Annotated in this window: 16 protein-coding genes; 11 read left to right on the top strand and 5 right to left on the bottom strand. The window is 69.3% G+C overall.

The genetic code is table 11. The features are described from left to right. Positions 1 to 131 precede the first annotated feature (131 nt). The 5 genes from SA87_RS04585 (at position 132) to SA87_RS04605 (ending at position 8,165) form a co-directional block, all read left to right on the top strand. Complete coding sequence (locus SA87_RS04585) at positions 132 to 1,097, top strand: methylenetetrahydrofolate reductase (RefSeq protein ID WP_169816907.1); 966 nt, start codon at positions 132 to 134, stop codon at positions 1,095 to 1,097. A 179-nt stretch (positions 1,098 to 1,276) separates the two neighbouring features. Continuing rightward, positions 1,277 to 3,565 (top strand): 5-methyltetrahydropteroyltriglutamate--homocysteine S-methyltransferase, encoded by a 2,289-nt coding sequence (gene metE / locus SA87_RS04590; protein WP_066199827.1) that lies wholly within the window; start codon positions 1,277 to 1,279, stop codon positions 3,563 to 3,565. A gap of 219 nt (positions 3,566 to 3,784) precedes the next feature. Beyond that, positions 3,785 to 5,044 (top strand): aminotransferase class I/II-fold pyridoxal phosphate-dependent enzyme, encoded by a 1,260-nt coding sequence (locus tag SA87_RS04595; RefSeq protein WP_066199833.1) that lies wholly within the window; start codon positions 3,785 to 3,787, stop codon positions 5,042 to 5,044. A gap of 174 nt (positions 5,045 to 5,218) precedes the next feature. Then, on the top strand, positions 5,219 to 6,985 hold the full coding sequence (merA, locus tag SA87_RS04600; RefSeq protein WP_066199836.1) for a mercury(II) reductase: 1,767 nt from the start codon (positions 5,219 to 5,221) through the stop codon (positions 6,983 to 6,985). A gap of 127 nt (positions 6,986 to 7,112) precedes the next feature. Beyond that, positions 7,113 to 8,165, top strand: coding sequence for a bis-aminopropyl spermidine synthase family protein (locus SA87_RS04605; protein ID WP_066199839.1), 1,053 nt, complete (start codon positions 7,113 to 7,115; stop codon positions 8,163 to 8,165). 456 nt (positions 8,166 to 8,621) lie between these two features. On the opposite strand, the gene SA87_RS04610 is transcribed toward SA87_RS04605, so the two are convergent. Next, positions 8,622 to 9,875, bottom strand: a complete 1,254-nt coding sequence (locus SA87_RS04610; RefSeq protein ID WP_169816908.1) for a MalY/PatB family protein — start codon at positions 9,873 to 9,875, stop codon at positions 8,622 to 8,624. A 100-nt stretch (positions 9,876 to 9,975) separates the two neighbouring features. Here SA87_RS04610 and SA87_RS04615 point away from each other — a divergent pair, with 100 nt between their 5' ends. The 4 genes from SA87_RS04615 to SA87_RS04630 are packed head-to-tail and all read left to right on the top strand — an operon-like array spanning position 9,976 to position 14,035. Next, a complete protein-coding gene (locus tag SA87_RS04615) occupies positions 9,976 to 11,502 on the top strand; it encodes a leucyl aminopeptidase (protein ID WP_066441791.1) in 1,527 nt (508 codons plus the stop codon). Continuing rightward, a complete protein-coding gene (locus SA87_RS04620; protein ID WP_066199842.1) occupies positions 11,489 to 11,848 on the top strand; it encodes a YlaH-like family protein in 360 nt (119 codons plus the stop codon). Before SA87_RS04615 ends, SA87_RS04620 begins: the two co-directional genes overlap by 14 nt. Positions 11,849 to 11,907: 59 nt before the next feature. After that, positions 11,908 to 12,381 (top strand): MerR family DNA-binding transcriptional regulator, encoded by a 474-nt coding sequence (locus SA87_RS04625; RefSeq protein WP_066200260.1) that lies wholly within the window; start codon positions 11,908 to 11,910, stop codon positions 12,379 to 12,381. Beyond that, on the top strand, positions 12,365 to 14,035 hold the full coding sequence (locus SA87_RS04630) for a transposase (protein WP_066199845.1): 1,671 nt from the start codon (positions 12,365 to 12,367) through the stop codon (positions 14,033 to 14,035). Before SA87_RS04625 ends, SA87_RS04630 begins: the two co-directional genes overlap by 17 nt. A 710-nt stretch (positions 14,036 to 14,745) precedes the next feature. Here SA87_RS04630 and SA87_RS14345 read toward each other — a convergent pair. Both SA87_RS14345 and SA87_RS04640 read right to left on the bottom strand, forming a co-directional pair. Continuing rightward, entirely contained in the window at positions 14,746 to 15,261 is a 516-nt protein-coding gene (locus tag SA87_RS14345) for a DUF5665 domain-containing protein (protein ID WP_368015075.1), read from the bottom strand. A 103-nt stretch (positions 15,262 to 15,364) separates the two neighbouring features. After that, positions 15,365 to 16,147, bottom strand: coding sequence for a YhcN/YlaJ family sporulation lipoprotein (locus SA87_RS04640; protein ID WP_066199851.1), 783 nt, complete (start codon positions 16,145 to 16,147; stop codon positions 15,365 to 15,367). A 106-nt stretch (positions 16,148 to 16,253) separates the two neighbouring features. Between SA87_RS04640 and SA87_RS04645 the strand changes: the two genes are divergently transcribed. Beyond that, a complete protein-coding gene (locus SA87_RS04645) occupies positions 16,254 to 17,516 on the top strand; it encodes an SAM-dependent methyltransferase (protein ID WP_169816909.1) in 1,263 nt (420 codons plus the stop codon). 129 nt (positions 17,517 to 17,645) lie between these two features. Next, on the top strand, positions 17,646 to 18,047 hold the full coding sequence (locus SA87_RS04650) for a hypothetical protein (protein WP_066199856.1): 402 nt from the start codon (positions 17,646 to 17,648) through the stop codon (positions 18,045 to 18,047). Between the two features lie 85 nt (positions 18,048 to 18,132). Here SA87_RS04650 and SA87_RS04655 read toward each other — a convergent pair whose 3' ends face one another. Continuing rightward, on the bottom strand, positions 18,133 to 19,827 hold the full coding sequence (locus SA87_RS04655) for a cbb3-type cytochrome c oxidase subunit I (protein ID WP_082718335.1): 1,695 nt from the start codon (positions 19,825 to 19,827) through the stop codon (positions 18,133 to 18,135). After that, positions 19,791 to 20,321, bottom strand: a complete 531-nt coding sequence (locus SA87_RS04660) for a cytochrome c oxidase subunit II (RefSeq protein ID WP_245637648.1) — start codon at positions 20,319 to 20,321, stop codon at positions 19,791 to 19,793. Before SA87_RS04660 ends, SA87_RS04655 begins: the two co-directional genes overlap by 37 nt. Positions 20,322 to 20,360: the final 39 nt, after the last annotated feature.

Genomic DNA, 20,360 nt, shown 5'->3' on the forward strand with positions numbered 1-20,360 from the left:
TGCCCTCTTCTTATCGAAGAGGGGTTTTTTTATGGCTTTGCTCGGGAAAGGAGGTGGACCGACGATCCGGCCGCCGGTTTCAGGGTCGGCCGGACCGGTGTGCGATGTCCGACCGCAATCCTTCCTGCGCCATGCCGGAGGTGGTCGTGGAGCTCGACCCGCCCCGGGCGCCGGCGTTCGATCGCTACTTGCAGGCGGCCCGGCGGCTTCAGGCGGCCGGGGTGACCCACATCACGATCGCCGACAACTCCCTCGCCCACGCCCGGCTGTCCAACGTCGTCGCCGCGGTGCTCCTCCGGCAGGCGTTCGGTCTTTCACCGATCGTCCATCTGAACAGCCGGGACCGGAACCTCCTCGCCCAGCAGTCGACCGTCCTCGGCCTGTTCGCCGCCGGGGTGCGGCATTTTCTCCTCATCAGCGGCGATGCGCTGGCGCTGGGCGATCATCCGGACGGGAAGGCCGTCTACGAGACGGACAGTCTCGGGCTCATGGAGCGGTTCCGCGGGCTTCAGGCCGGCGTCGACTTTTTCGGCCGGCCGCTGGAGGGCCCGCTGGACGTTTGCTACGGCGGGGCGCTCAACCTCGGCCGCACCCTCGGCCCGCACCTCCGGCGGCTCGCCGCCAAGGCGGACCGCGGTGCCCGGTTTTTCTTCACACAGCCGATCTTCGATCCGGCCGACCTCGAGCGGCTCCTCGAGGCGCGGGCGCTCCTCGGCGGGCGCGGGACGCTCTACATCGGCATCATGCCGCTCATCTCCGCCGCCAGCGCCCGCTTCCTCGCCGGGGTGCCGGGGATGAACGTCCCGTCGGACGTCGTCCGGGCCCTCGAGCCGTATACCGGCGAGGCGGCCATCGAAGCCGGCCTCGCGCAGGCCGAGGCGCTCATCGAGCGGGCGTTCGAGCTCGGGTGGACGCGGTTTTACCTGATCACCCCGTACCTCCGGGCGTCGACGACCGCCCGCCTCGCCCGGTTCGTCTTGGCGCGGCGGCCGGCCACCGGCGCCTCGCCGGCGGACGACGTTTCGACGGGGGGCGGGACGTCGACGCGGCCCGGCGCTTCGGTGGGCGTCGAGGCTGCCCCGGAGCTCGGGCCGTAGCCAAACGCCGACGTTCCCGCGCTTCACCGCGCCCGACCGGTCTCCGGCGCCTCGCCGGCGGCCGCCCCGTTTCCGGCGGCCGGAGCATGGCCGCCCGGCGCCCTTCCCCAAGCGTTTGACCTCGATCGGGCGTGCCGAAGGCGTCGGCGCGCCGCCAGCAAAGGAGTGACCTTCCGTCCATGATCCAGACCGCGAACCTCGGCTACCCCCGCCTCGGCCCGCGCCGGGAGTGGAAGCGGGCCCTCGAGCGCTACTGGCAGGGGAAGTTGACCGAAACGGAGCTTCACGACGCCATCCGGACGGTGTACCGCGACGCCCTCCGGCGGCAGGCGGCCTTCGACCTCACGTGGGTGCCGGCGGGCGACCTGACCTACTACGACCCGATGCTCGATCTCGCCGTCACCTTCGGCCTCGTGCCGGCCCGCTTCCGGGAAGCGTACGGCTACGCCGGCGGGCCGGTCTCCCTGGAGCTTTATTTTGCCATCGCCCGGGGGAGCGACCGGGTGCCGGCGGCGGAGATGACGAAGTGGTTCAACACGAACTACCACTACATCGTCCCGGAGCTCGACGCCGTCGCCGCCGGCCGGGCGCCGGAGATCGCCGACAACCGGCCGCTTCAGGCGTACCGGGAGGCGCGGGAAGTCGTCGGGGAGCGGGCGCGGCCGGTCGTCGTCGGGCCGTACACGTTCGTCCGGCTGAGCAAAGGATATCCGGAAGCGGCGTTCGCCGAGGTCGTCCGGGCGTTCGTCCCGGCGTACCGGGCGCTCCTCCGGTCGCTGGCGGAGGCCGGGGCGGCGTGGATCCAGATCGACGAACCGGCGCTCGTCCTTGACGTGCCGGCCGGCGACATCGCCCTCCTCCATGAGGTCTACGGGGCGCTCGTCGAGGCGGCGGCACCGGCGAAGCTCATGCTCCAGACGTATTTTGAGGCCGTCGAGCATTATTCCGATGTCGTCCGGCTGCCGGTGGCGGGGATCGGCCTCGACTTCGTCGACGGCCTCGCGGACAACCGCGCAAGCGTCCTCCGGCACGGCTTTCCGGAGGACAAGGTCCTCGGCGTCGGCCTGATCCCGGGGCGAAACGTCTGGCGGGCGGACCTCGAAGCACAGGCGGCCTTTCTCCGGGAACTCGCCGCCGTCGTGCCGTTCGAGCGGATGATCCTCTCGCCGTCGACGAGCCTCCTCTTCGTCCCGATCAGCCTCGAGCGGGAGACGAAGCTCGACCCGGCGCTTCGGGACGTCCTCGCCTTTGCCGACGAAAAGCTCGCGGAACTCCGGCTCCTCGCCCGGGCCGATGCGCCGGACGCCGAGGCGGAGGCGGCGTACCGGGCGTCGGCGGAAGCCCGGCGGCGGTTTTTTGCCGCCCATCCGTTTCCGGCGCCGGAGGCGGTCACCGCGGAGGAGACGACGCGGGCGATTCCTTTTGAAGCTCGAAAAAAGATCCACGCCGAGCGGTTTTCCCTGCCGCTTTTTCCGACGACGACGATCGGGAGCTTTCCGCAGACGAAAGACGTCCGGGAGGCCCGGGCCCGCTTCCGGAAGGGCGAACTCGACGCCGAGGGCTACAAAGCGTTCATCCGGGCGAAGATCGCCGAGTGGATCCGCATCCAGGAGGAGCTCGGCCTCGACGTCCTCGTCCACGGCGAATTCGAGCGGACGGACATGGTCGAGTATTTCGCGGAAAAGCTCGGCGGCTTCGCCTTCACCGAGCACGGCTGGGTCCAGTCGTACGGGTCCCGGGCGGTCCGGCCGCCGATCATCTACGGCGAGATCGTCTACCGGGAGCCGCTCACCGTCGAGGAGACGGCGTACGCCCAGTCGCTCACCGAAAAGCCGGTCAAGGGCATGCTCACCGGCCCGGTGACGATCCTCAAGTGGTCGTATCCGCGGGAGGATGTGCCGCCGGAGGCGATCGCCTATTCCATCGCCCGGGCGCTCCGGAAAGAAGTCGAGGCGCTCGAGGCGGCGGGCATCCGCATGGTACAGGTCGACGAACCGGCGTTTCGGGAGGGGCTGCCGCTTAAGCGGCGGCACCGGGACCGGTATCTCGACTGGGCGGTGCGGGCGTTTCGCCTGGCGACGGCCGGCGCCCGACCGGAGACGCAGGTGCACACCCACATGTGCTACAGCGAGTTCGGCGACATCATCGACGCGATCAAGGCGCTCGACGCCGACGTCATCTCGATCGAGACGTCCCGGAGCCACGGCGAGCTCATCCAGGCGTTCGAGGAAAACACGTACGACAAAGAGATCGGCCTCGGCGTCTACGACATCCACTCGCCGCGGGTGCCGGACGTCGAGGAAATGAAAGCCCTCGCCCGGCGGGCGCTCCGGGTGCTTCCGAAGGAAAACTTCTGGATCAACCCCGACTGCGGGCTCAAAACGCGGGACGTTCCGGAGACGATCGCCTCGCTCAAAAACATGGTGGCGGCGGCCCGGGGGCTTCGGGCGGAGCTCGGCGAGCGGTGAGGTTCCGTAGGCTCCGACCGGCGGCCGCCGGGCCGGCGGCGCGCCCGCTCGGGTCGGAAAAGGGTTTCGTTCGTCCGAGCGGGATGCGGTTCGGTCGGCGCCGCGATCGAAAGATGTCGGGCTCGGCGGATGACGGGATCGCCGGGCGCCGGGCACGGCGGTTTTGAACGGGCGCGGCGCTCCGGGCGCAGGACGGGGCAAGCGGGGAGGGAGAGCCCCATGGAAAACAGGCACTACGCCACGCTGGCGGTGCACGCCGGCCTTCCGGACGACCCCCACGGCGCCATCGGCGTGCCGATCTATGCGACGGCCGCCTTCGGCTTTGCCTCCCTCGACGAAGGGGCGGAGCGGTTTCGAACGGGCCAGGGGTATACGTACAGCCGGATCCACAACCCGACCGTCGCCGCCCTTGAGGAACGCCTTCGGGCGCTGGAGGGGGCCGACCGGGCGATCGCCTTCGCCTCGGGCCAGGCGGCGACGGCGGCGGCGCTTTTGGCCCTCCTCCGGGCCGGCGACGAGCTCGTCGCCGGGCGCGGCCTGTTCGGCCAGACGCTCGGCCTTTTCCATCAGGTGTTCGCGCCCCTCGGCATCCGGGTGCATCTCGTTCCGCCGGAGCGGGAGGCGGTCGCGGCGGCGCTCAGCGCGCGGACGCGGGCGATTTTCGTCGAGACGCTCGCCAACCCGGCCCTCGAGCTCCCGGACTTTGAGGGGCTCGCGGAGGTCGCGGAAGCGCATCGCGTGCCCCTCGTCGTCGACAACACGTTCGGGGCGGTCGGCGCCGTCGTCCGGCCGCTCGAGCTCGGGGCCCACGTCGTCGTCGAAAGCCTCACCAAATGGGCCTCCGGTCACGGGACGGTCCTCGGCGGCGCCGTTCTCGTCCGGCGCGCCGACCTCTGGCGGGACGTGCCGGCGCTCCGGGAGGCCGGAGCGGGCGGCCGCGCATCGGGGGACGTCTCCGGCGAGGAGGCGTATGCGGCCCGGGTCCGGCAGCTCGGGCTTTCGCTTCTCGGGATGACGCTTTCGCCGTATCACGCCCATACGCTCTTCTACGGTCTCGAGACGCTCTGGCTCCGGATCGAGCGGGCGAGCCGGACCGCGGCCGAGCTTGCGGTTTACCTCCGGACGCTTCCGGGCGTCCGGGCCGTCCGCTACCCGGGGCTTCCGGACGACCCGGCCCACGGGCGGGCGCGGCGGTACATGCGGACGTTTGGGACGATGCTTACGGTGGACGTCGAGGGCGGGCTCGAAGGCGCCCGGGCGGTGCTTCGGCGCTGCCCGCTCAAGATGGCCGCCAATCTGGGGGACGCCCGGACGATCGTCGTCCACCCGTGGACGACGACCCACAGCCGCCTGCCGGAAGAGGAGCGGCTCCGGGCCGGCGTGACGCCGGGGCTTTTGCGCTTCTCGGTCGGGCTTGAAGATCCGGACGACCTCAAAGCGGCGCTTTACGGGTGTTTCACCGCCGCCGGGGGGCGATGAAAGAGGCGGCAGCGGCTTCTCGGCGCCCCGGCTTCTCGGCGCCCGACCCAATGGCCCGGCGTTTGGCCCGCCCTCCCCCCCCCCCTTGACCCTGGACCTAGGTCCAGGGTTTATGCTTTGGACGGACCGAGTGCCGAAAGGCTGCCGGAAGCCGGATGAAAGAAGGGATCGATCATGGAGCGGGATGCGGTGTTTCGCCTCGCGGTTCGGGGGATGTCGCGCAAAGGGGGCGAAAGGGCCGTCGCTCGGACGCTTGAAGCGGCGGAGGCCCGGGAGCTCGCCGTCGACGTTCGCCACGGCGAGGTGCGGTTTGCGCTCCCGGACGGCGGGTCGCTGGCGGGGGTTCGTTCGGCCGTCCGGGCGGCCGGATATACGCCGGGGGAGGCGGCCCGCCGGACGGCGGATGCCGGCGAACGACCGGCGTCGCCGGAGGTCGACGGCGGGGTTCGGCCGGCGAACGAAGGCGACGGTTCGGTTCCGGCAAACGTGGACGGCCCTCCGGCCCTCCGGCCTGAGTCCCGGCGGGTCCGCCCGCCGAAACGCGATCCGGACGCCTTCGACCTCGTCCTCGTCGGCTCCGGGGCCGCGGCGTTTGCCGCCGGCATCGAGGCCGTCCGCCGCGGAGCGCGGGTGGCGATGGTCGAGCGGGGCGTCGTCGGCGGGACGTGCGTGAACGTCGGCTGCATCCCGTCGAAGCTGCTCCTTCGGGCGGGGACGGTGCGGGACCGGGCCCAGCACCCGCCTTATGACGGCCTGGGGACGTCTGCCGGGGCCGTCGACCTGCCGCGGCTCATCGCGGCGAAGGACGCCCTCGTCGCCGAACTCCGCCGGGACAAATACGAGCGGCTCATTGACCTCTACGGTTTTACCCTCCTGCGGGGCGAAGGGCGGTTTCGGGACGCGGCGACGCTCGAAGTCGACGGGCGGCCGGTCCGGGGCCGGGCCTATGTCGTCGCCACCGGCCGCCGTCCGGCGGTGCCGGAGATCCCGGGGCTTGCGGCCGTCGACTTTTTGACCGGCGAGACGCTCCTTTCGCTCCGGCACCCGCCGGAGCACCTCATCGTCATCGGCAGCGGGATGATCGCCCTCGAGCTCGGTCTCACCGTCCGTCTGCTCGGGTCCCGCGTGACGGTCCTCGGCCGGGGGACGCGGCTCCTTCCGACCGAGGAGCCGGAGGCGTCGGCGGCGCTCCTTCGCGCCCTTGAGCAAAAAGGCATCGCCTTTTTGCTCGGCGCCCGGATCGGGCGGGTGGAGGAGGCCGCCGGCCGGACGCGGGTGCTCGGGGAAAAAGACGGAAAGCCCTTCGCCGTCGAGGGGGACGCCCTCCTCGTCGCCACCGGCCGCCGGCCGAACACCGAGGCGCTTTCGCTCGAGCGGGCCGGCGTCGCCGTCGGATCCCGGGGGGAGATCGTCGTCGATGCCCGCCTCCGGACGAGCGCGCCGCACATTTATGCGGCCGGCGACGTGACGGGACTGCCGCCGTTCGTCTACGTCGCCGCCCACGCCGGGGCGGTGGCGGCGGAAAACGCCCTCGGCGGCGAGCGAACGGCGGCGCTCGAGGCGGTGCCGCGGGTGCTCTTTACGTCGCCGGCGCTGGCCCGGGTGGGGCTCACGGAGGCGGAGGCCCGCCGGATGGGGCGGGCCGTGCGGACGGCGACGCTCGACCTCGGGCAGGTGCCGCGGGCGATCGTCGGCCGCGAGACGGACGGCGTCTTCAAACTCGTCGTCGACGCGCCGACGGGCCGTCTTCTCGGCGCCTCCGTCGTCGCCGAGGACGCCGGAGAGGTGATCGCCGCCGCGACGCTGGCCGTTCGGGCCGGGCTTACGGTCCGGGACCTTCGCGAGACGCTTTTTCCGTATCTCACGATGGCCGAAGGGCTCAAGCTCGCCGCCCTCGCCTTCGACGTCGACGTGCGCCGGCTTTCGTGCTGCGCCGGTTGAAGCCCGACGGCGGGCCCGCTCCCGGCTTTTTCCGAAACGAACGTTTGACAGGCCTCTTCGAAATCGATACAATCAAAACCCGGCGGCCGGACGGGCGCCCAGCATCGTACGGAAAGGAGCGGTGCCGGTGCAGCGTTCCGAAGCACGGCTTGCCGCCCGCCGGATCGAGGAACGCCTGCTTTGGGCGCTCCAGCACGGGGAGCGCTCGTACTGGGGCGTCCTCCGGGACGGCGAGGCGCAGGCGGATGCCGTCGTAGGAGCGCTTCGCGCGCTCCTGGACGCCGGGGAAGTGGCGACGAAGGAGGACCGGTTCGTGCTTACCGAGGCCGGTCGGGCGCGGCTTTCAGCCCTCGCCCTCGATCGGCTGGTCGATCCCGGGTGCGAGGCGTGCGGCGGACGGGGGATACGCCTGAAGCCGCCGTTTGACGGGGTGCTTCAGGCGTTTCGCGAACGGCTCAAGCGGCGGCCAAAAGCGGCGCCGGAGTTCGATCAGGGCGTCGTCACGCCGGAGACGGCCGTCCTCAGGCTTTCGCTCCTCGCCCGGCGGGGGGATCTGGCGGGGCGGGATCTTCTCCTCCTCGGCGACGATGACCTGATGAGCCTCGCCGCCGCCCTTTCGGGCTTTCCGCGGCGGGTTCACGTCCTGGACGTCGATGCGCGGGTCGTCGCGTTCATCCGGGAGGTCGCCCGGGAGGAAGGCTGGGATCACGTCTCGGCCGAGGTGTACGACGTTCGAGAGCCGCTGCCGGCGGCGCTTCGGGGGGCGTTTGACGTCTTTTTCACCGATCCGGTGGAGACGCTCCCGGGGATTCTCCTCTTTTTGAGCCGGGCGACGGAAGCGCTTCGAGAAGGCGGCGCCGGCTATTTCGGACTTTCCTACCTCGAGGCGTCGTGGTCGAAGTGGCGGGACATCCAGCGGGGCATCCTCGAGATGGGGTATGCCATCACCGACGCGCTGCCGGCGTATCAGGATTACGAGCTCGAGGACATCGTCGCCCTCGGCTATCCGGTCGCGCAGGCAGCGCCGGTCGCCGTTCGGGAGCCGGATGTTCCGTTTTACCGGAGCACCGTCTTCCGCCTGGTGCTTGTCGCCCCGCCGGCGCCGCGGTACACCGGACGGGTCGAGCTGGACCGCGACCTCTACTACGACGACGAGGCGAGCGTGACGCTGCCGCGGTAGGCGCTTCGGGACCGGGCGGCGTAAAAGCGCGTCGCCGGAAGGCGCGCCGATCCTTGCCGACCGTGCCGATCCTTCCGGGCCGATCGCCCGGAGCGCGGACCCCGGAGGTCGGCCGGGCCGGCGCCGGCGACCGGGGCCGGTTGGGGCGGCGGGGGCGGTGAAAAAGCGGCGGGGCTCGAAGGGGGATCCTTCGAGCCCCGCTTTGCGTTTCGGCTTCGGCCCGGCGTTTCGGATCGGGGCCGAGGGCTCGGCGCATTCCCGGGTCGCCCCGGCGTTTGGAGCCGACGGCGCCCCGGTTCCGATGCGGCGTCGGCTTTCGAGCGTCTCAAAAGACGTTTCGCCGGCGAGGACGCGATCGCCGTTCGCGCGAAGGAACGTCCGGCGCGGCGTTCGTGTTGGACGACGGCATGGCCGGGTCGGCCGGGTGACGGTCGAACGGGGCCTTTTCGGGGCGGCCTACGGCCGGAGGGTCTCGATCAGGCGGCCGACGCCTTCTTCCAGCACCGGCCGAGCGGTGGCGAAGTTGAGGCGGATGTGGCCGGCACCGCCGGGACCGAATTCGCCGCCGAAGTTCACCCCGACCCGGGCCCGGTCGACGATGCGCCGCCGGAGCTCTTTTTCGTCGTACGGGAGGGCGGAGAGGTCCATCCAGACCAGGGTCGTCCCTTCCGGCGGCATGACGCGGACTTCCGGGAGCGCCCGGGCGAAGGCATCCCGGACGAAGGCGATGTTTTCCCGGATGACGGCGAGGACCGCTTCCAGCCACCCCTCGCCGTGGCGGTAGGCCGCTTCCAGGGCGGTGATGCCGAGGGCGTTCGGCAGGTGCAGGTGAAGCCGTTCGAGGGCCGTTCGCAGGGCCGTGCGAAGTTCCGGATTCAAAACGACGGCGTAGGCGATGCGGAGCCCGGGGAGGTTGAACGTTTTCCCCGGCGACCAGAAGGCGACGGTCCGCCCGGCGGCTTCCGGCAGGGCGGCGAGCGAGGTGAAGGTCGCCGGCGGATGGGTGAGATCGGCGTGAATTTCGTCGCTCAGAAGGACGGCGCCGGCGCGTTCGGCGAGGCCGGCGACGACGGCGAGCTCGTCCCGGGTGAAGACCCGGCCGCCGGGGTTGTGGGGGTGGCAGAGGAGGATCGCCCGGGCGCCGGTCTCATCGAGGGCCGACCGGAGGGCGTCGACGTCGATCCGGTAGCGGGGGGCCTCCGCCGGCCCTTCTTTGAGGAGGGGCACGTCGACCGCTTTCCGTCGGGCGGCTTCGATCGCCCGGTAAAAGGGGCCGTAGACCGGCGGGAAGACGACGACCGGCGTGCCGGGGGGCGTGAGCGCTTCGATGGCGAGGGCGATCGCCGGGATGACGCCGGGGGCAAAAAGGAGCGCCTGCTCGTCGACCGCCCAGCCGTGCCGGCGAAGGAGCCAGTCGACGACCGCTCGGGTGGCGCCGTCGCCGACGTACGTATAGCCGAACAGGCCTTCCTCGACCCGCCGGCGGAGCGCTTCGACGACGGCCGCCGGCGCCGGAAAGTCCATGTCGGCGACCGAGAGGGCGATCCAGCCTTCCGGCGGCGGGGTCCCCGGCGGGAGAAGGTGCCGCTCCCACTTGATCGAGGCGGTGTGTCGCCGGTCGACGGGGCGGTTGCGGAGGGCGCGATAGAGGGCAAGATCGACGTGCGGCGGATGAACGCTTTCGGAGAAGCGGGGGTCGCTCGGAGGCAACGGCGTCGCTCCTTTCTCCGTTTCCGTTTCTTTGCTTCGTTCGCGTTTCGGGATATGATGATAAGGAAACAAACCTGCGCCAGCGCGGGAGGTCGAAGCGGTGCACATCGAAGCGTTGGACGGCCGGCTCCTCGAGACGCCGGCAGACGGCCTCGTCGTCGCCGTCTCGGAAGCCGGGGTGGACGAAGCGGGGCTTTTGCCGCGGCTCAACGATGTTCTCGGCGGGGCGCTCGCCGAAGAGTGGGCCGCCGGGCGCCTCGGCGGCAAGCGGAATCGGACGCTGGTGCTTCACACCCTCGGGCGGCTTCCGGTCCGGTACGTCGTGTTCGTCGGCGTCGGTCGCCGGGACGCCCTTCAGGCGAACGGCATCCGGGAGGCGGTCGCCGAGGCGATGCAGGCGGCCCGGCGCCACCGGCTTTCCGATCTTCTCCTCTGCTACGGGTCGTTTGCCGCGCCGGGGGTGACCCCGGAACGGGCGGGACAGATGATCGCCGAAGGGGCGCTGCTTTCGACGTACCGCTTTCCCGGGTACCGTTCGGCGGAGGAGGAACCGGACGTCCGCATCGAGCGGCTCCGGGTGGCGATGCCGCCGGAAGTCCGAGGCGCGGTCGAAGCGGGCTGGGCCGTCGGCCGGGCGACGGCCGAAGGGACGAACCTCGCCCGGACGCTCACGAACACGCCGGCCAATAAGCTCACGCCGGAGGTGCTGGCGAAGGAAGCTCTGGCCGTCGCCACCCGCTACGGGATGGAGGCGTGGGCCCTCGACCGGGCGGACATGGAGCGGCTCGGCATGGGGGCGCTTCTCGCCGTCGCTCAGGGGAGCGCGAACCCGCCCCGCCTCGTGGTGATGAAATACCAGGGGCTTCCGACGTGGGAGGCGCCCCTTGCCCTCGTCGGCAAGGGGATCACGTTTGACACCGGCGGCATTTCCTTGAAACCGGCGCAAAACATGGAATCGATGATCATGGACATGGGCGGGGCGGCGGCGGTCATCGGCGCGATGGAGGCGATCGGCCGGCTCCGGCCGAAGCTGAACGTCCTCGCCGTGACGCCGCTCGTGGAAAACATGCCCGACGGCCGCGCCTACCGGCCGGGGGACGTTCTCACGTCGATGAGCGGGAAGACGATCGAGGTGATCTCGACCGATGCCGAGGGGCGCCTCATCCTCGCCGACGCCCTCACCTACGCCCGAAAGCTCGGCGCGGCGAAGATCGTCGACCTCGCGACGCTCACCGGGGCGGTCCTCATCGCCCTCGGCACCCAGACGACCGGCGCGATGACGAACGACGCGGCGTTCTGGCGGGAGGTGGAGGCCGCCGCCGAGGCCGCCGGCGAGCGGGTGTGGTTGCTTCCCTCCTTTGACGTCTACCTGGAGCAGATCAAAAGCCCGATCGCCGATTTGAAAAACTCCGGCGGCCGGAACGCCGGCACGATCACCGCCGGGATGTTCCTCAAAGCGTTCGTCGACGACGTGCCGTGGGTCCACCTCGACATCGCCGGGACGGCGTGGGAGGAGAAAGGGACGGCGCTCGTCCCGAAAGGGGCGAGCGGCGTCATGGTCCGGACCCTCGTCGAGCTCGTCCGCCGGCTGGCGGGAGAGGACGAAAAGGCCGATGCCGGGCGGTAAGCTCTGGCCCGGCGTCCTTAAGGCCGGCTTCCTGGCGGGCGACGTCCTCGCCTTGTCGGGCGGCGCCGCTCTCCCGGCGTTCGCCCTCTGGGACCGGTTCGGGGTGAAATATGCCGTCGTGACGCTGCTTCTTGCCCTCGTGTTTCGCCTCGGCTTTGAGCGCCCGCTTCCGCCCGGGAAGCGGGTGCTCGTCTACGGGCTCCTCGTCGCCCTTGCCTTTCCGCTCGTCGTGCTGGCGTACGTTTTGCCGATCGCCGAGGCGCTCGGCGCAAGCCTCATCGTCCTCATCGTCTATCGTTGGCGGCGCCGGCGGGAGCGGGCCGACGCGGCGAAAGGAGGTTCGTAGCAGTTACAAATAACCAACCTGTTATCGACTGAAACTTCCTGTTTTGATACTACAGAGACATGGAACTTCTATCCATCCGCGAAGCGGCGAAAAAGCTCGGCGTGCACCCCAACCGTCTCCGGGAGTGGGAGAAAAAAGGGCTCATCCGCCCGATTCGGCTTCCGAGCGGCCACCGAAGATACCCGACAGAAGAAATCGACCGCATCCTGAAGGCAGGAGGGATGAACGAAACAGAAGCCGATGCGGTCGCTCTCTACGCCCGGATCTCGACGAAAAAAGAGGCCGAAGCGGGAAACCTCTCTCCCGACCGCCTGGCGCGGTTTGGTTTCGACGTTCTCGAACGGCATCTGAAGTCCTGCGGCGTAGAAATCGAAGTGATCTCGCCGAAAGAACCGGAAGAGGCGCACGCGGAGCTGGTTCAGGATCTTCTGGCCATCGTCACGTCTTTTTCCGCCCGGATCGACGGCGCCCGAGGGGGCAGGAAAATCCGCCGGGGCTTTCAGGAGCTGATGCGGCGTGTCCGTGAAGAATAGCTTCACGATCATCGGGGAATTCTTCCCCGAAGTTTACCCGGCCTTTCGGTCCGGGAAGTGGGCCCGGGGCGAAGAAGATCCCTTGACCACCGAGATGCGGCTTTTCTCCGCCTGCCTGCGGTGGTCTTACAGGCGGATTTTGAAGGGAGTTTCCCGCACGGAAATCAAAAAGCAAGGGCAGGATCTTTTCGGCCTCAACTCCCGCTACGTCGACGATGCCCGCCTGAAGGCGCAGGGCATGATCGATGCGCAGAAAGAACTTCTGGAGCTTGAGATCGAAACGACCGAAGCGAAGCTTCGGCGGGCGCGAAAGAAACTCGGCTGGGCCATGGAGAAACGGAGCCGGGCCGAGAAGAACGGCCTCTCGAAAGACGAACTCCGGACGCTCGATCGGACCGTCCCGGGAAGGCAGGCGCGCGTCTCGGCACTGGAAAAGCGGCTGAAGGAGTTGAGAGAACACAAAGAAAACGGAACCGTCCCCACGGCGATCTTTGGAGGAAGAAAGCTCTGGCGGAACGTCTGCAAGGGAAAGGCCACCCGGGACGAATGGCGGGCGGCCCGAAAAAATCGGCTTTACGCCCGCGGAGACCGCACCAAAGGCGGCAACCCCAACCTGAAGATCACCTTCGACGGGCATGCATTCCGCATGGCCGTCACGATTTCTCATCTGTCGGAGCCGACCGGTGTGGACGCTCTGGGGCGACCGATCATGCGCCGGGCGCCTCGCGTCCTTGGGCGACTCTGGATTCCCCCAAAGCACCGGGCGCGCCTTCTCGGGTGGCTTGCCGAAAAGCGGCCGTACACCGCGGAACTGATCCGGGGCCCGGACGGACGCTTTCGCGTTCACATCGCGCTGGAACTGGACGATCAACCGGCGCCGGATTTTTCGCGCGGCGCCCTCGCCGTCGATATCAACCCCGACGGCGTGGGGCTCGCCAACGTCTCTTCCTGCGGTCTTCCCGAACCGTGGCCGAAAGGATTCCGGATTCCCCATCCGAAGAACCTGGGCAAATACGACGGGGAGTTTCAAGTCATCCCGTATCCATCGGGTTTTCTGACCATCCGGGTCCCCGAACTCGCCTACGCTTCGGGATTTCGGCGCCGGTATCTCATCGGCGTCCTGGCCAAGGTGGTCGTGGACGTCGCCAAAGCGTTGGGGAAGCCTCTGGCGATGGAAACGCTGAGTTTCGATCAGGGGAGGCTGGACCGGGGAAAAACGTTCAACCGGATGGCCGCCCAGTTTCCCTATGCGATGGTCCTTCAGGCGTTGATGCGGCGGGCGGTCAAAGAGAACGTGGGGTACAAACAAGTCCCGCCCCAGCACACCTCCACCATCGGCCGGCTCAAGTACGAAAAGAAATACGGCGTTCCCGTTCACGGTGCGGCGGCCCTGGTCATCGGCAGGCGGGCCATGGGTTTTAGGGAGCGCATCACGCGCGAGGTTCGGGACTTCGTGCTTCGGGTGAAAGAACGGCGGAAACCGACGGGTGATCTCCGACCGAGGGAAGGAACCGGGATGACCCGGAAGGTCGAAGCCGCGCTTCAGGCGCTGGAGACGAAGCTTCTTCTGCACAACGGGCTTGCCCGCCGGCAGCAGGAAAGTTTCTTCTCCTGCTGGCGCGAACTCAAAACGCTTGCTTTGGCCTTCCGGTAACCCCGTTTCGCCGGGGGTTCGGACAAACCCGGCAGGGCGAATCTGACAGATCGGTGCTTGCGGCGGCGGGTTTCGCCGCCTCTCCCCCGGCCCACTCCGTTCTGCGGGTGCAGCGCACTCCGTCCGGCCGTGCAGACGAGACCGGGGGACGGGGAAGGAAGACCTTCCCGTGAGCACTCCGGGTGGGACGCCCGGGCCCAGACCCCGATTTCCGAAAGGAGGTGAACGCCTGGTTCGGAGGGGTCCCTGCCTGAAATGAAGTTCAGGTAGGTTTTACGAACCAGGCAGTCCCCGTGCGGGCGGAAAAGGCGCTTGAGCACTGGCTGGAGGCGGAGATCCTCGCCCGCGGCCGGCCCCACGATCCGGCGGCCCGGAAGACGGCGGATCTCTTTTATCGCATTTTGCTGGAAGACCATCGCATCGAGGTCGATGCGATCGAAGAGGCGATCGAGGACGCGGCGTACGTCGTCGTCTACCGGCAGGCCGGGGAGCCGAAGCGGGCCGCCTTCGACCGCTACCGCGTCGAAGCGCTCCTTCGGGCCGTCGAGGGCGATCCGAAGTACGGCATCGTCTATCCGGAACCGGAGGAGGCGGAGGCGATCGGACCGAAGGCCGGTTCACCGGAGGAGGGAGGCGGCCCGGAAGCGGACGAACGAGGTGCGGCCGATCCGCCGGGCGGCCTTTCGGCCGCGTCCGGCCCGCCGGCTCCGTCAGCGGACGAGCCCCCGGTGCTGGTCGATGAGATCGAGCAGGTTGGCGATGTAGGCGCCGATGAGCGGGAGCGAGACGAAGTGCCGGAGCACGAGGAGGAGGAGGGCGAAGACGAGCGTCGCCCCGAGGGTGATGCCGAGCCCCCGGGTGATGCCGGCGAGGAGGTTCAGCGCGATCACCCGTCGGGGCGAGGTGTAGTGGGTCAGGAGGTCGTAAAATTCCCCCCGGGCGAGCGCCCGGGCGAGGCGGTCGATCGGCCGGAGGGACGTCTCGAGGGTTTCCAACCGCTCGAGGAGGGCCGTGAGCGCTTCGGACGATAAGGCCGGCTCGAAGTCGGCCGGGGATCGCCGTCCGAGGCCGTTTCGGGCGGAGCGGTCGGTTCGGGAAGGGCCGTCCGGGCGGGGGCCGCCCGGGGATCGGTCGTCGGGGCGGCGATCGGACGGCGGCCGGGTCGGTCGGTCCGTGGCGCATCCCTCCCTGGGTTCGATCGGGACTTTTTGCTTCGGAAACATCATACCGCCGCCGGCGAAAAAACAAAACCGGCGCCGGCCGACGCTCCGGTCCGGTGCAAAAGAAATCGCCGGCCGACCGAAGCCGGGCGCCGGCGAACGAAAAGGATTACGGTGCGGAGGCGGGAGGCGGTGCGGCGGGCGATGGCGCGGGCGAATCCGGGGACGTCGGCAAAGCGGGCCTCCCCGGGGCGACCGGCGCCTGGGGAGACGGCGCCGGCGTCGCCGGTGCGGTCGGGGCTTTCGGGCCGGCCGGCTTCTCGCCCGGGACGGGTCGGCTCGGGACCGTCCCGTCCGGCGGCGTTCGGACCGGCGCGATCGGCGCCGCGCCGTCTGCCGGTTCGCGGATTTTCGGCCCGCGGGGAAGCTCCGGGGCCAGGCGACCGACGATGTCGGCGAGCTCGTCGAAGACGGCGACGAGGGGTTCGCCCCGGGCGATTTTGTCCCGCATCGCCTGCAGGCGGGCAAAAAGGTCCGGATCGGCGGTCACGATCGCCCGGGCGCCGTACGGGTCGTGTTTCAGGGCTTCGGCGACGGCGTATTTGGTCGTCGTCACCTGGGCGTGGGAAAGATGTTCGTCGACGCCGATGGCGACGACGGCGTACGGGCCGAGGACGACGGCGGTGGCGCGTCGGACGTACGGGTCGGCGAGAGCGAGCTCGACCAGCCGGTCGGCGATTTTCTCGGCTTCGGCCCGGTTTTTCGGGGCTTCGGGCGGCGGTTCATAGCGGATCGTGTTGGGCACCTTTTCGTGGGGCGGGCGACCGGTCGTTGACGGGGGGGCCGGCGCCTCGCCGGCCGCCCCTCCGGAGGCGGTCCACGGCAGGGCGCAGCCGCCGAGGCCGAGCGCCAGGGCGATGCCGACGATCAGACGGGCGGTGGCGCGACCCATGACGTCTCCCCTTTCGCCTGGCCGGAAGGCCCGGGCCCGCGGCGCGGGACTTCCGACCGAAAATATCCGGTCCGTGCGGTTAGTCTGTCCGGCGCCGGCGGCCCCTATGCCGGCCCGTGGCGCCGGGCGGAAAGGGGAGGAGCGGGTCGGCCTCGGGCGGGGCGGCGACCCCGATCGGTATGAAGATCAAAAAGGAGGGAACGGGACGATGACCGGTCGGGCGGCGCCGGCGGATCGGGCGGCGTGTGCGGAACGCCTCCTCCGGCACCTTCGGAACGAAGGCGGGCGAATCGGCTTCGGAGCGTGGATGGCCTTTGCCCTCTACGACCCGGTCTGCGGTTACTACTTTCGGCCCGGGGTGAAGATCGGACGGGCGGGGGATTTTTATACGGCGAGCGCCGTCGGCGACGCCTACGGCGCATTCTGGGCCCGGGATTTTGCCCGCCGGTTTGAAGCCTGGCGCGAGGCCGGGGCGGGCGGTGAAGGGTTTTTGGCGATCGTCGAGCTCGGCGCCGGCGACGGCCGGTTTGCCGCTCAGGTCCTGGACCGGCTGGCCGCCGAGCGGCCGGAGGTGTACGGCCGGCTCCGCTACGTCGCGGTCGAAGCGTCTCCGTGGCACCGGGAGGGCCTTTTTTTGCGGACGAAACCCCACCGGCCGCTTCTTCAGCTCGTCCCGACGCCGGAGGCGCTTCTTTCGGGCGATGTCCTCGCCGGCGCCGGGCCGGTGATCGTCTTCGCCAATGAATTTTACGACGCCTTTCCCGTCGAGCGGCTGAAGAAGGCGCCGGACGGCCGGCTCTTCTGGCAGGTCGTGCGGGAGGAAGCCGGCCGGCCGGTCCTCGCCTGGGCGGACGACGTGCCGGCGGAGGCCCGGGCGTACGCCGAGCGGTTTGGCGGCGCGTTTTCGCCGGAGCACGTGTTTGAAGCGCCCCTTGAGGGCCTGCGGCTGTACCGGCGGCTTGCGGAGGCCTTTCCCGGGGCGACGTTCATCACCGTCGATTACGGCCTTCCGTTTGCCGAGCTGGCGGCGCCGCACCGGCGGGAAGGGACGGTGGTGGGCTTTTGGCGGCACAGGCTCCGGGACGACTGGTTTGAGCGGCCCGGTGAGATGGACCTCACGGCGCAGGTGCCGGTCGAGGCGTATCGGAGCGAGGGGGAGGCGGGCGGCCTGGCGACGGAAGCCCTCCTCCCGCAGGGGGAGTACCTCGTCGCCCGGGGGATTCTCGACTTTTTGCAGCCTGCGGTGGGGACGCCGGCGGAGCGGGATCCGTTTCACCCGATCGCCCGCCGAAACCGGGCCGTCCGGGCGCTCATCCTTCCCGACGGCTTCGGCCAGGCGTTTTTCGTCCTCGTGCAGCGGCGGCCCTGACGGCGACGCTTTTTTCCGCCCTGGATCCGGCGCTTTGTTCGCGGTTTTGCATCTTCCGCGACGCATAGCGACCGGCGCCTCGGCGCACGCTAAGACGGCCACCCCGATTTTTGGCAAAGGGGGAGACGCATGCGGCGATCGTGGCGCCGGCTTCTCGCTTCGGCTCTGGCGGCGCTCTTTTCGGTGACGTTCGGCCTCGGGGTCGTCCTGACCGCCCTTCCGGCCGGCGGCGCCCGGGCGGCGCCGACGCCGGAGCTCGACGTAAACAGCGAGGTGCGGCACGGCAAGGTGTACCTCGAATTTCGCTGCCGACATTTCCGCCTCGCCGCTCCGGACCCGACGGCGCCGAAGCGCTACGGCGAAGGCCATATCGTTCTCACCGTCGACGGGCGGGAGGTGGCCCGGCTCGACCGGCGGGTGTTCGTCGTCGAGGGGCTCAAACCGGGAGCGCACGCGTTCCGGGCGGAACTCGTGCACCGAGACGGGTCGCCGTACGGTGTCGTCCGGGAGTGGACGGTCGCGGTGCCGTAAGGGACCGCGGCCGGGCGGGGCGATCGGCCGGCCGGGCCTGCCCTCCTGGTGGAGGGGGAAGCCGCGGCCGCAAAGAAACGGCGCTTCACCACGTGCGAAGCGGTGGAGCGCCGTTTTTCGTCTGCGTCAGGAGTTCGATGAACGGTCCGGTGTAGGCGATCAGGATGAGGGCGACGGCGAGGGCCACCCAGAGGCCCCACCGCTCGAGGATCGGCGGCGGTGGGGGCGCCCTTTTTCGGACGTCTCCGATCGGAAAGTCGACGATCGCTTCGGCGCGGGGGGCGAAGAGGAAGAGGTAGGCGACGGCCGCCAGGTAGACGAGGGCGCCGAGGAAGAGGAGGACGGCGCCGCCGGCGAGGAGCGCCCGCCAGGGGGCCCACCGCTCGACGATGGCGGCTCCGGCGTATGTGGCAAAGGCCGTCCGCCGCGGCTCGCCGAGGACGCCGAGGACGTGCATCGCCGTCGACATGAGGAGCATGCCCGTGCTCCAGAGGAGGACGGCGGCGATGCCGGCCCGGTTGGCCCCGGAGGTGTACGCCCGACCCGTGAGGGCGGGGACGGCCCAGAAGGTGATGGCAAAATACGTCAGGACGACCGTCGTGGCGAGGGTCAGGTGAAAGTGGCCGGGGAGCCAGAGGGTGTTGTGGACGACCGTGTTCAGCTGGTAACTGGCGTTGATGATGCCGCCGGCGCCGCCGGGGATAAAGAACAGCATGCCGGCGACCGGCGCGAGGAAGCGGGCGTCCTGCCAGGGAAGCTTTCGGATCCAGGCGAACGGCCGCGTCGCGCCCAGGCCGCGGCCCGCCGCCTCAAACGTCGCCAGAACGGTAAAGACGGTGAGAAGCGTCGGAATGACGACGAAGAAGGTCAGGGTCGTCTGGACAAATTTCCAGATCGGCGCGATGCCGGGGTCGCCGAACTGGTGGTGCAGCCCGACGGGGATCGAGTAGAGGAGGAAGAGGAGGAACGTCAGCCGCGGGAGGAGATGGCTGAAAATCTCCCCGCCGATCATGCGGGGAAGGTTGACGTACCAGTAGATGTACGCCGGAAGGAGCCAGAAATAGACGACCGGGTGTCCGAAAAACCAGAAAAACGTTCGGGCGGCGCCGACGTGGATCCTGGGGACCCAGCCGAGCGACCACGGGATGAGCTGGACCACGAGCTCGACGAGGACGCCGAGGGTGGCGATGAGCCACATGATGTACGTCGCCACGGCCATGTAGGCGAAAAGCGGCGAAGGCTCACCCGGATGGGCGTTTTTCCAGCGCCGGTACGCGGAAAAGAGGCTCACCCCGGGCAGCCAGCTGCCGAAGAGGACGAACAGGATGCCGAAGTAAAACGTCGGGTGCGCGTGCATCGGCGGGTAAAACGTGTAAAGCACCGTCGCCCGGTTGGACAGGATGGCGAAGACGCCGAGGACCGTTCCGGCGAGCATGAGGACGAAACCGGCCCAGGCGAAGCGGCGTTCCGGCGGGGTGAAGGAGCCGCCGGTCGTTTTCGCCGTGCCGAGCAGGAGAAAACCGGCGATGGTGAAGGTCGTAAAGACGTAGGCGAGGGCGACGCCGTGTAAGGTGAGGAGCTGGTAGTAGCCGATCGTCGACGGAAGAACGAGAAAGCCCGTCCGGGAAAGCCCCTGCAGAAGCCCGGCGATGATGCCGAGGAAAAAGGCGAGGTGGGCGACGATGAAGTGGGCGAGGAAAAGCCGCCGCTCTTCGGCGGGAAAGACGTGGCCGGCGGTTCGGATCACTGACCCGCCGGGGCCGTGCTCGACGCGGACCATGCCGATTCGCCTCCTTCGGCCACGACGGTCCATCGACCCATCATCAGGTGATGACCGATGCCGCAATATTCGTTACAAAGAAGGAGATACTCACCGGGCCGCTTAAAGGTGGTGGTATACGTGGTCACCTGGCCCGGGATGAGCATGAGGTTGACGTTGGTTCCGGGGATGGAAACCCCGTGGATGACGTCGGCGCTCGTCATGACGAACTCGATCCGCGCCCCTGCCGGGAGGACGAGGTGATCGGGGTTGAACGTAAAGACCCGGGCCACGACGACCGCCCGGTAGGCGTCGGGCCCGATCCGATAGAGCCCCGGTCGATCGAACGGCGGCGTCTCGTCGACCCGCGTCGGGTCGATCGTCTGCCGGCCGTCGGCCGTGTGCACGTCCATGCCGAACGCCATGACGCCGATGGTGACGAGAAACGTCGCCATCGTGCCGAGGCTCACCTTCATCCAGAGCGCTTCGAGCTTGGGCCAGTCCAGGCGAAACACCGGGGCCTTCCCCCTCCGGACGAAATGCGCTAAAGTAAA

Source organism: Hydrogenibacillus schlegelii (assembly GCF_001653195.1).
Taxonomy (GTDB): Bacteria; Bacillota; Bacilli; order Thermicanales; family DSM-22653; genus Hydrogenibacillus; species Hydrogenibacillus schlegelii.

Bases quoted from the DNA above. Each gene is read 5' to 3' on its own strand.
- metE (WP_066199827.1), top strand. From the start codon at position 1,277: ATGATCCAGACCGCGAACCTCGGCTACCCCCGCCTCGGCCCGCGCCGG.
- SA87_RS04650 (WP_066199856.1), top strand. From the start codon at position 17,646: ATGCGGCGATCGTGGCGCCGGCTTCTCGCTTCGGCTCTGGCGGCGCTC.
- SA87_RS04645 (WP_169816909.1), top strand. From the start codon at position 16,254: ATGCCGGCCCGTGGCGCCGGGCGGAAAGGGGAGGAGCGGGTCGGCCTC.
- SA87_RS04655 (WP_082718335.1), bottom strand. From the start codon at position 19,827: ATGGTCCGCGTCGAGCACGGCCCCGGCGGGTCAGTGATCCGAACCGCC.
- SA87_RS04620 (WP_066199842.1), top strand. From the start codon at position 11,489: ATGCCGGGCGGTAAGCTCTGGCCCGGCGTCCTTAAGGCCGGCTTCCTG.
- merA (WP_066199836.1), top strand. From the start codon at position 5,219: ATGGAGCGGGATGCGGTGTTTCGCCTCGCGGTTCGGGGGATGTCGCGC.
- SA87_RS04595 (WP_066199833.1), top strand. From the start codon at position 3,785: ATGGAAAACAGGCACTACGCCACGCTGGCGGTGCACGCCGGCCTTCCG.
- SA87_RS04585 (WP_169816907.1), top strand. From the start codon at position 132: ATGCCGGAGGTGGTCGTGGAGCTCGACCCGCCCCGGGCGCCGGCGTTC.
- SA87_RS14345 (WP_368015075.1), bottom strand. From the start codon at position 15,261: ATGATGTTTCCGAAGCAAAAAGTCCCGATCGAACCCAGGGAGGGATGC.
- SA87_RS04640 (WP_066199851.1), bottom strand. From the start codon at position 16,147: ATGGGTCGCGCCACCGCCCGTCTGATCGTCGGCATCGCCCTGGCGCTC.
- SA87_RS04625 (WP_066200260.1), top strand. From the start codon at position 11,908: ATGGAACTTCTATCCATCCGCGAAGCGGCGAAAAAGCTCGGCGTGCAC.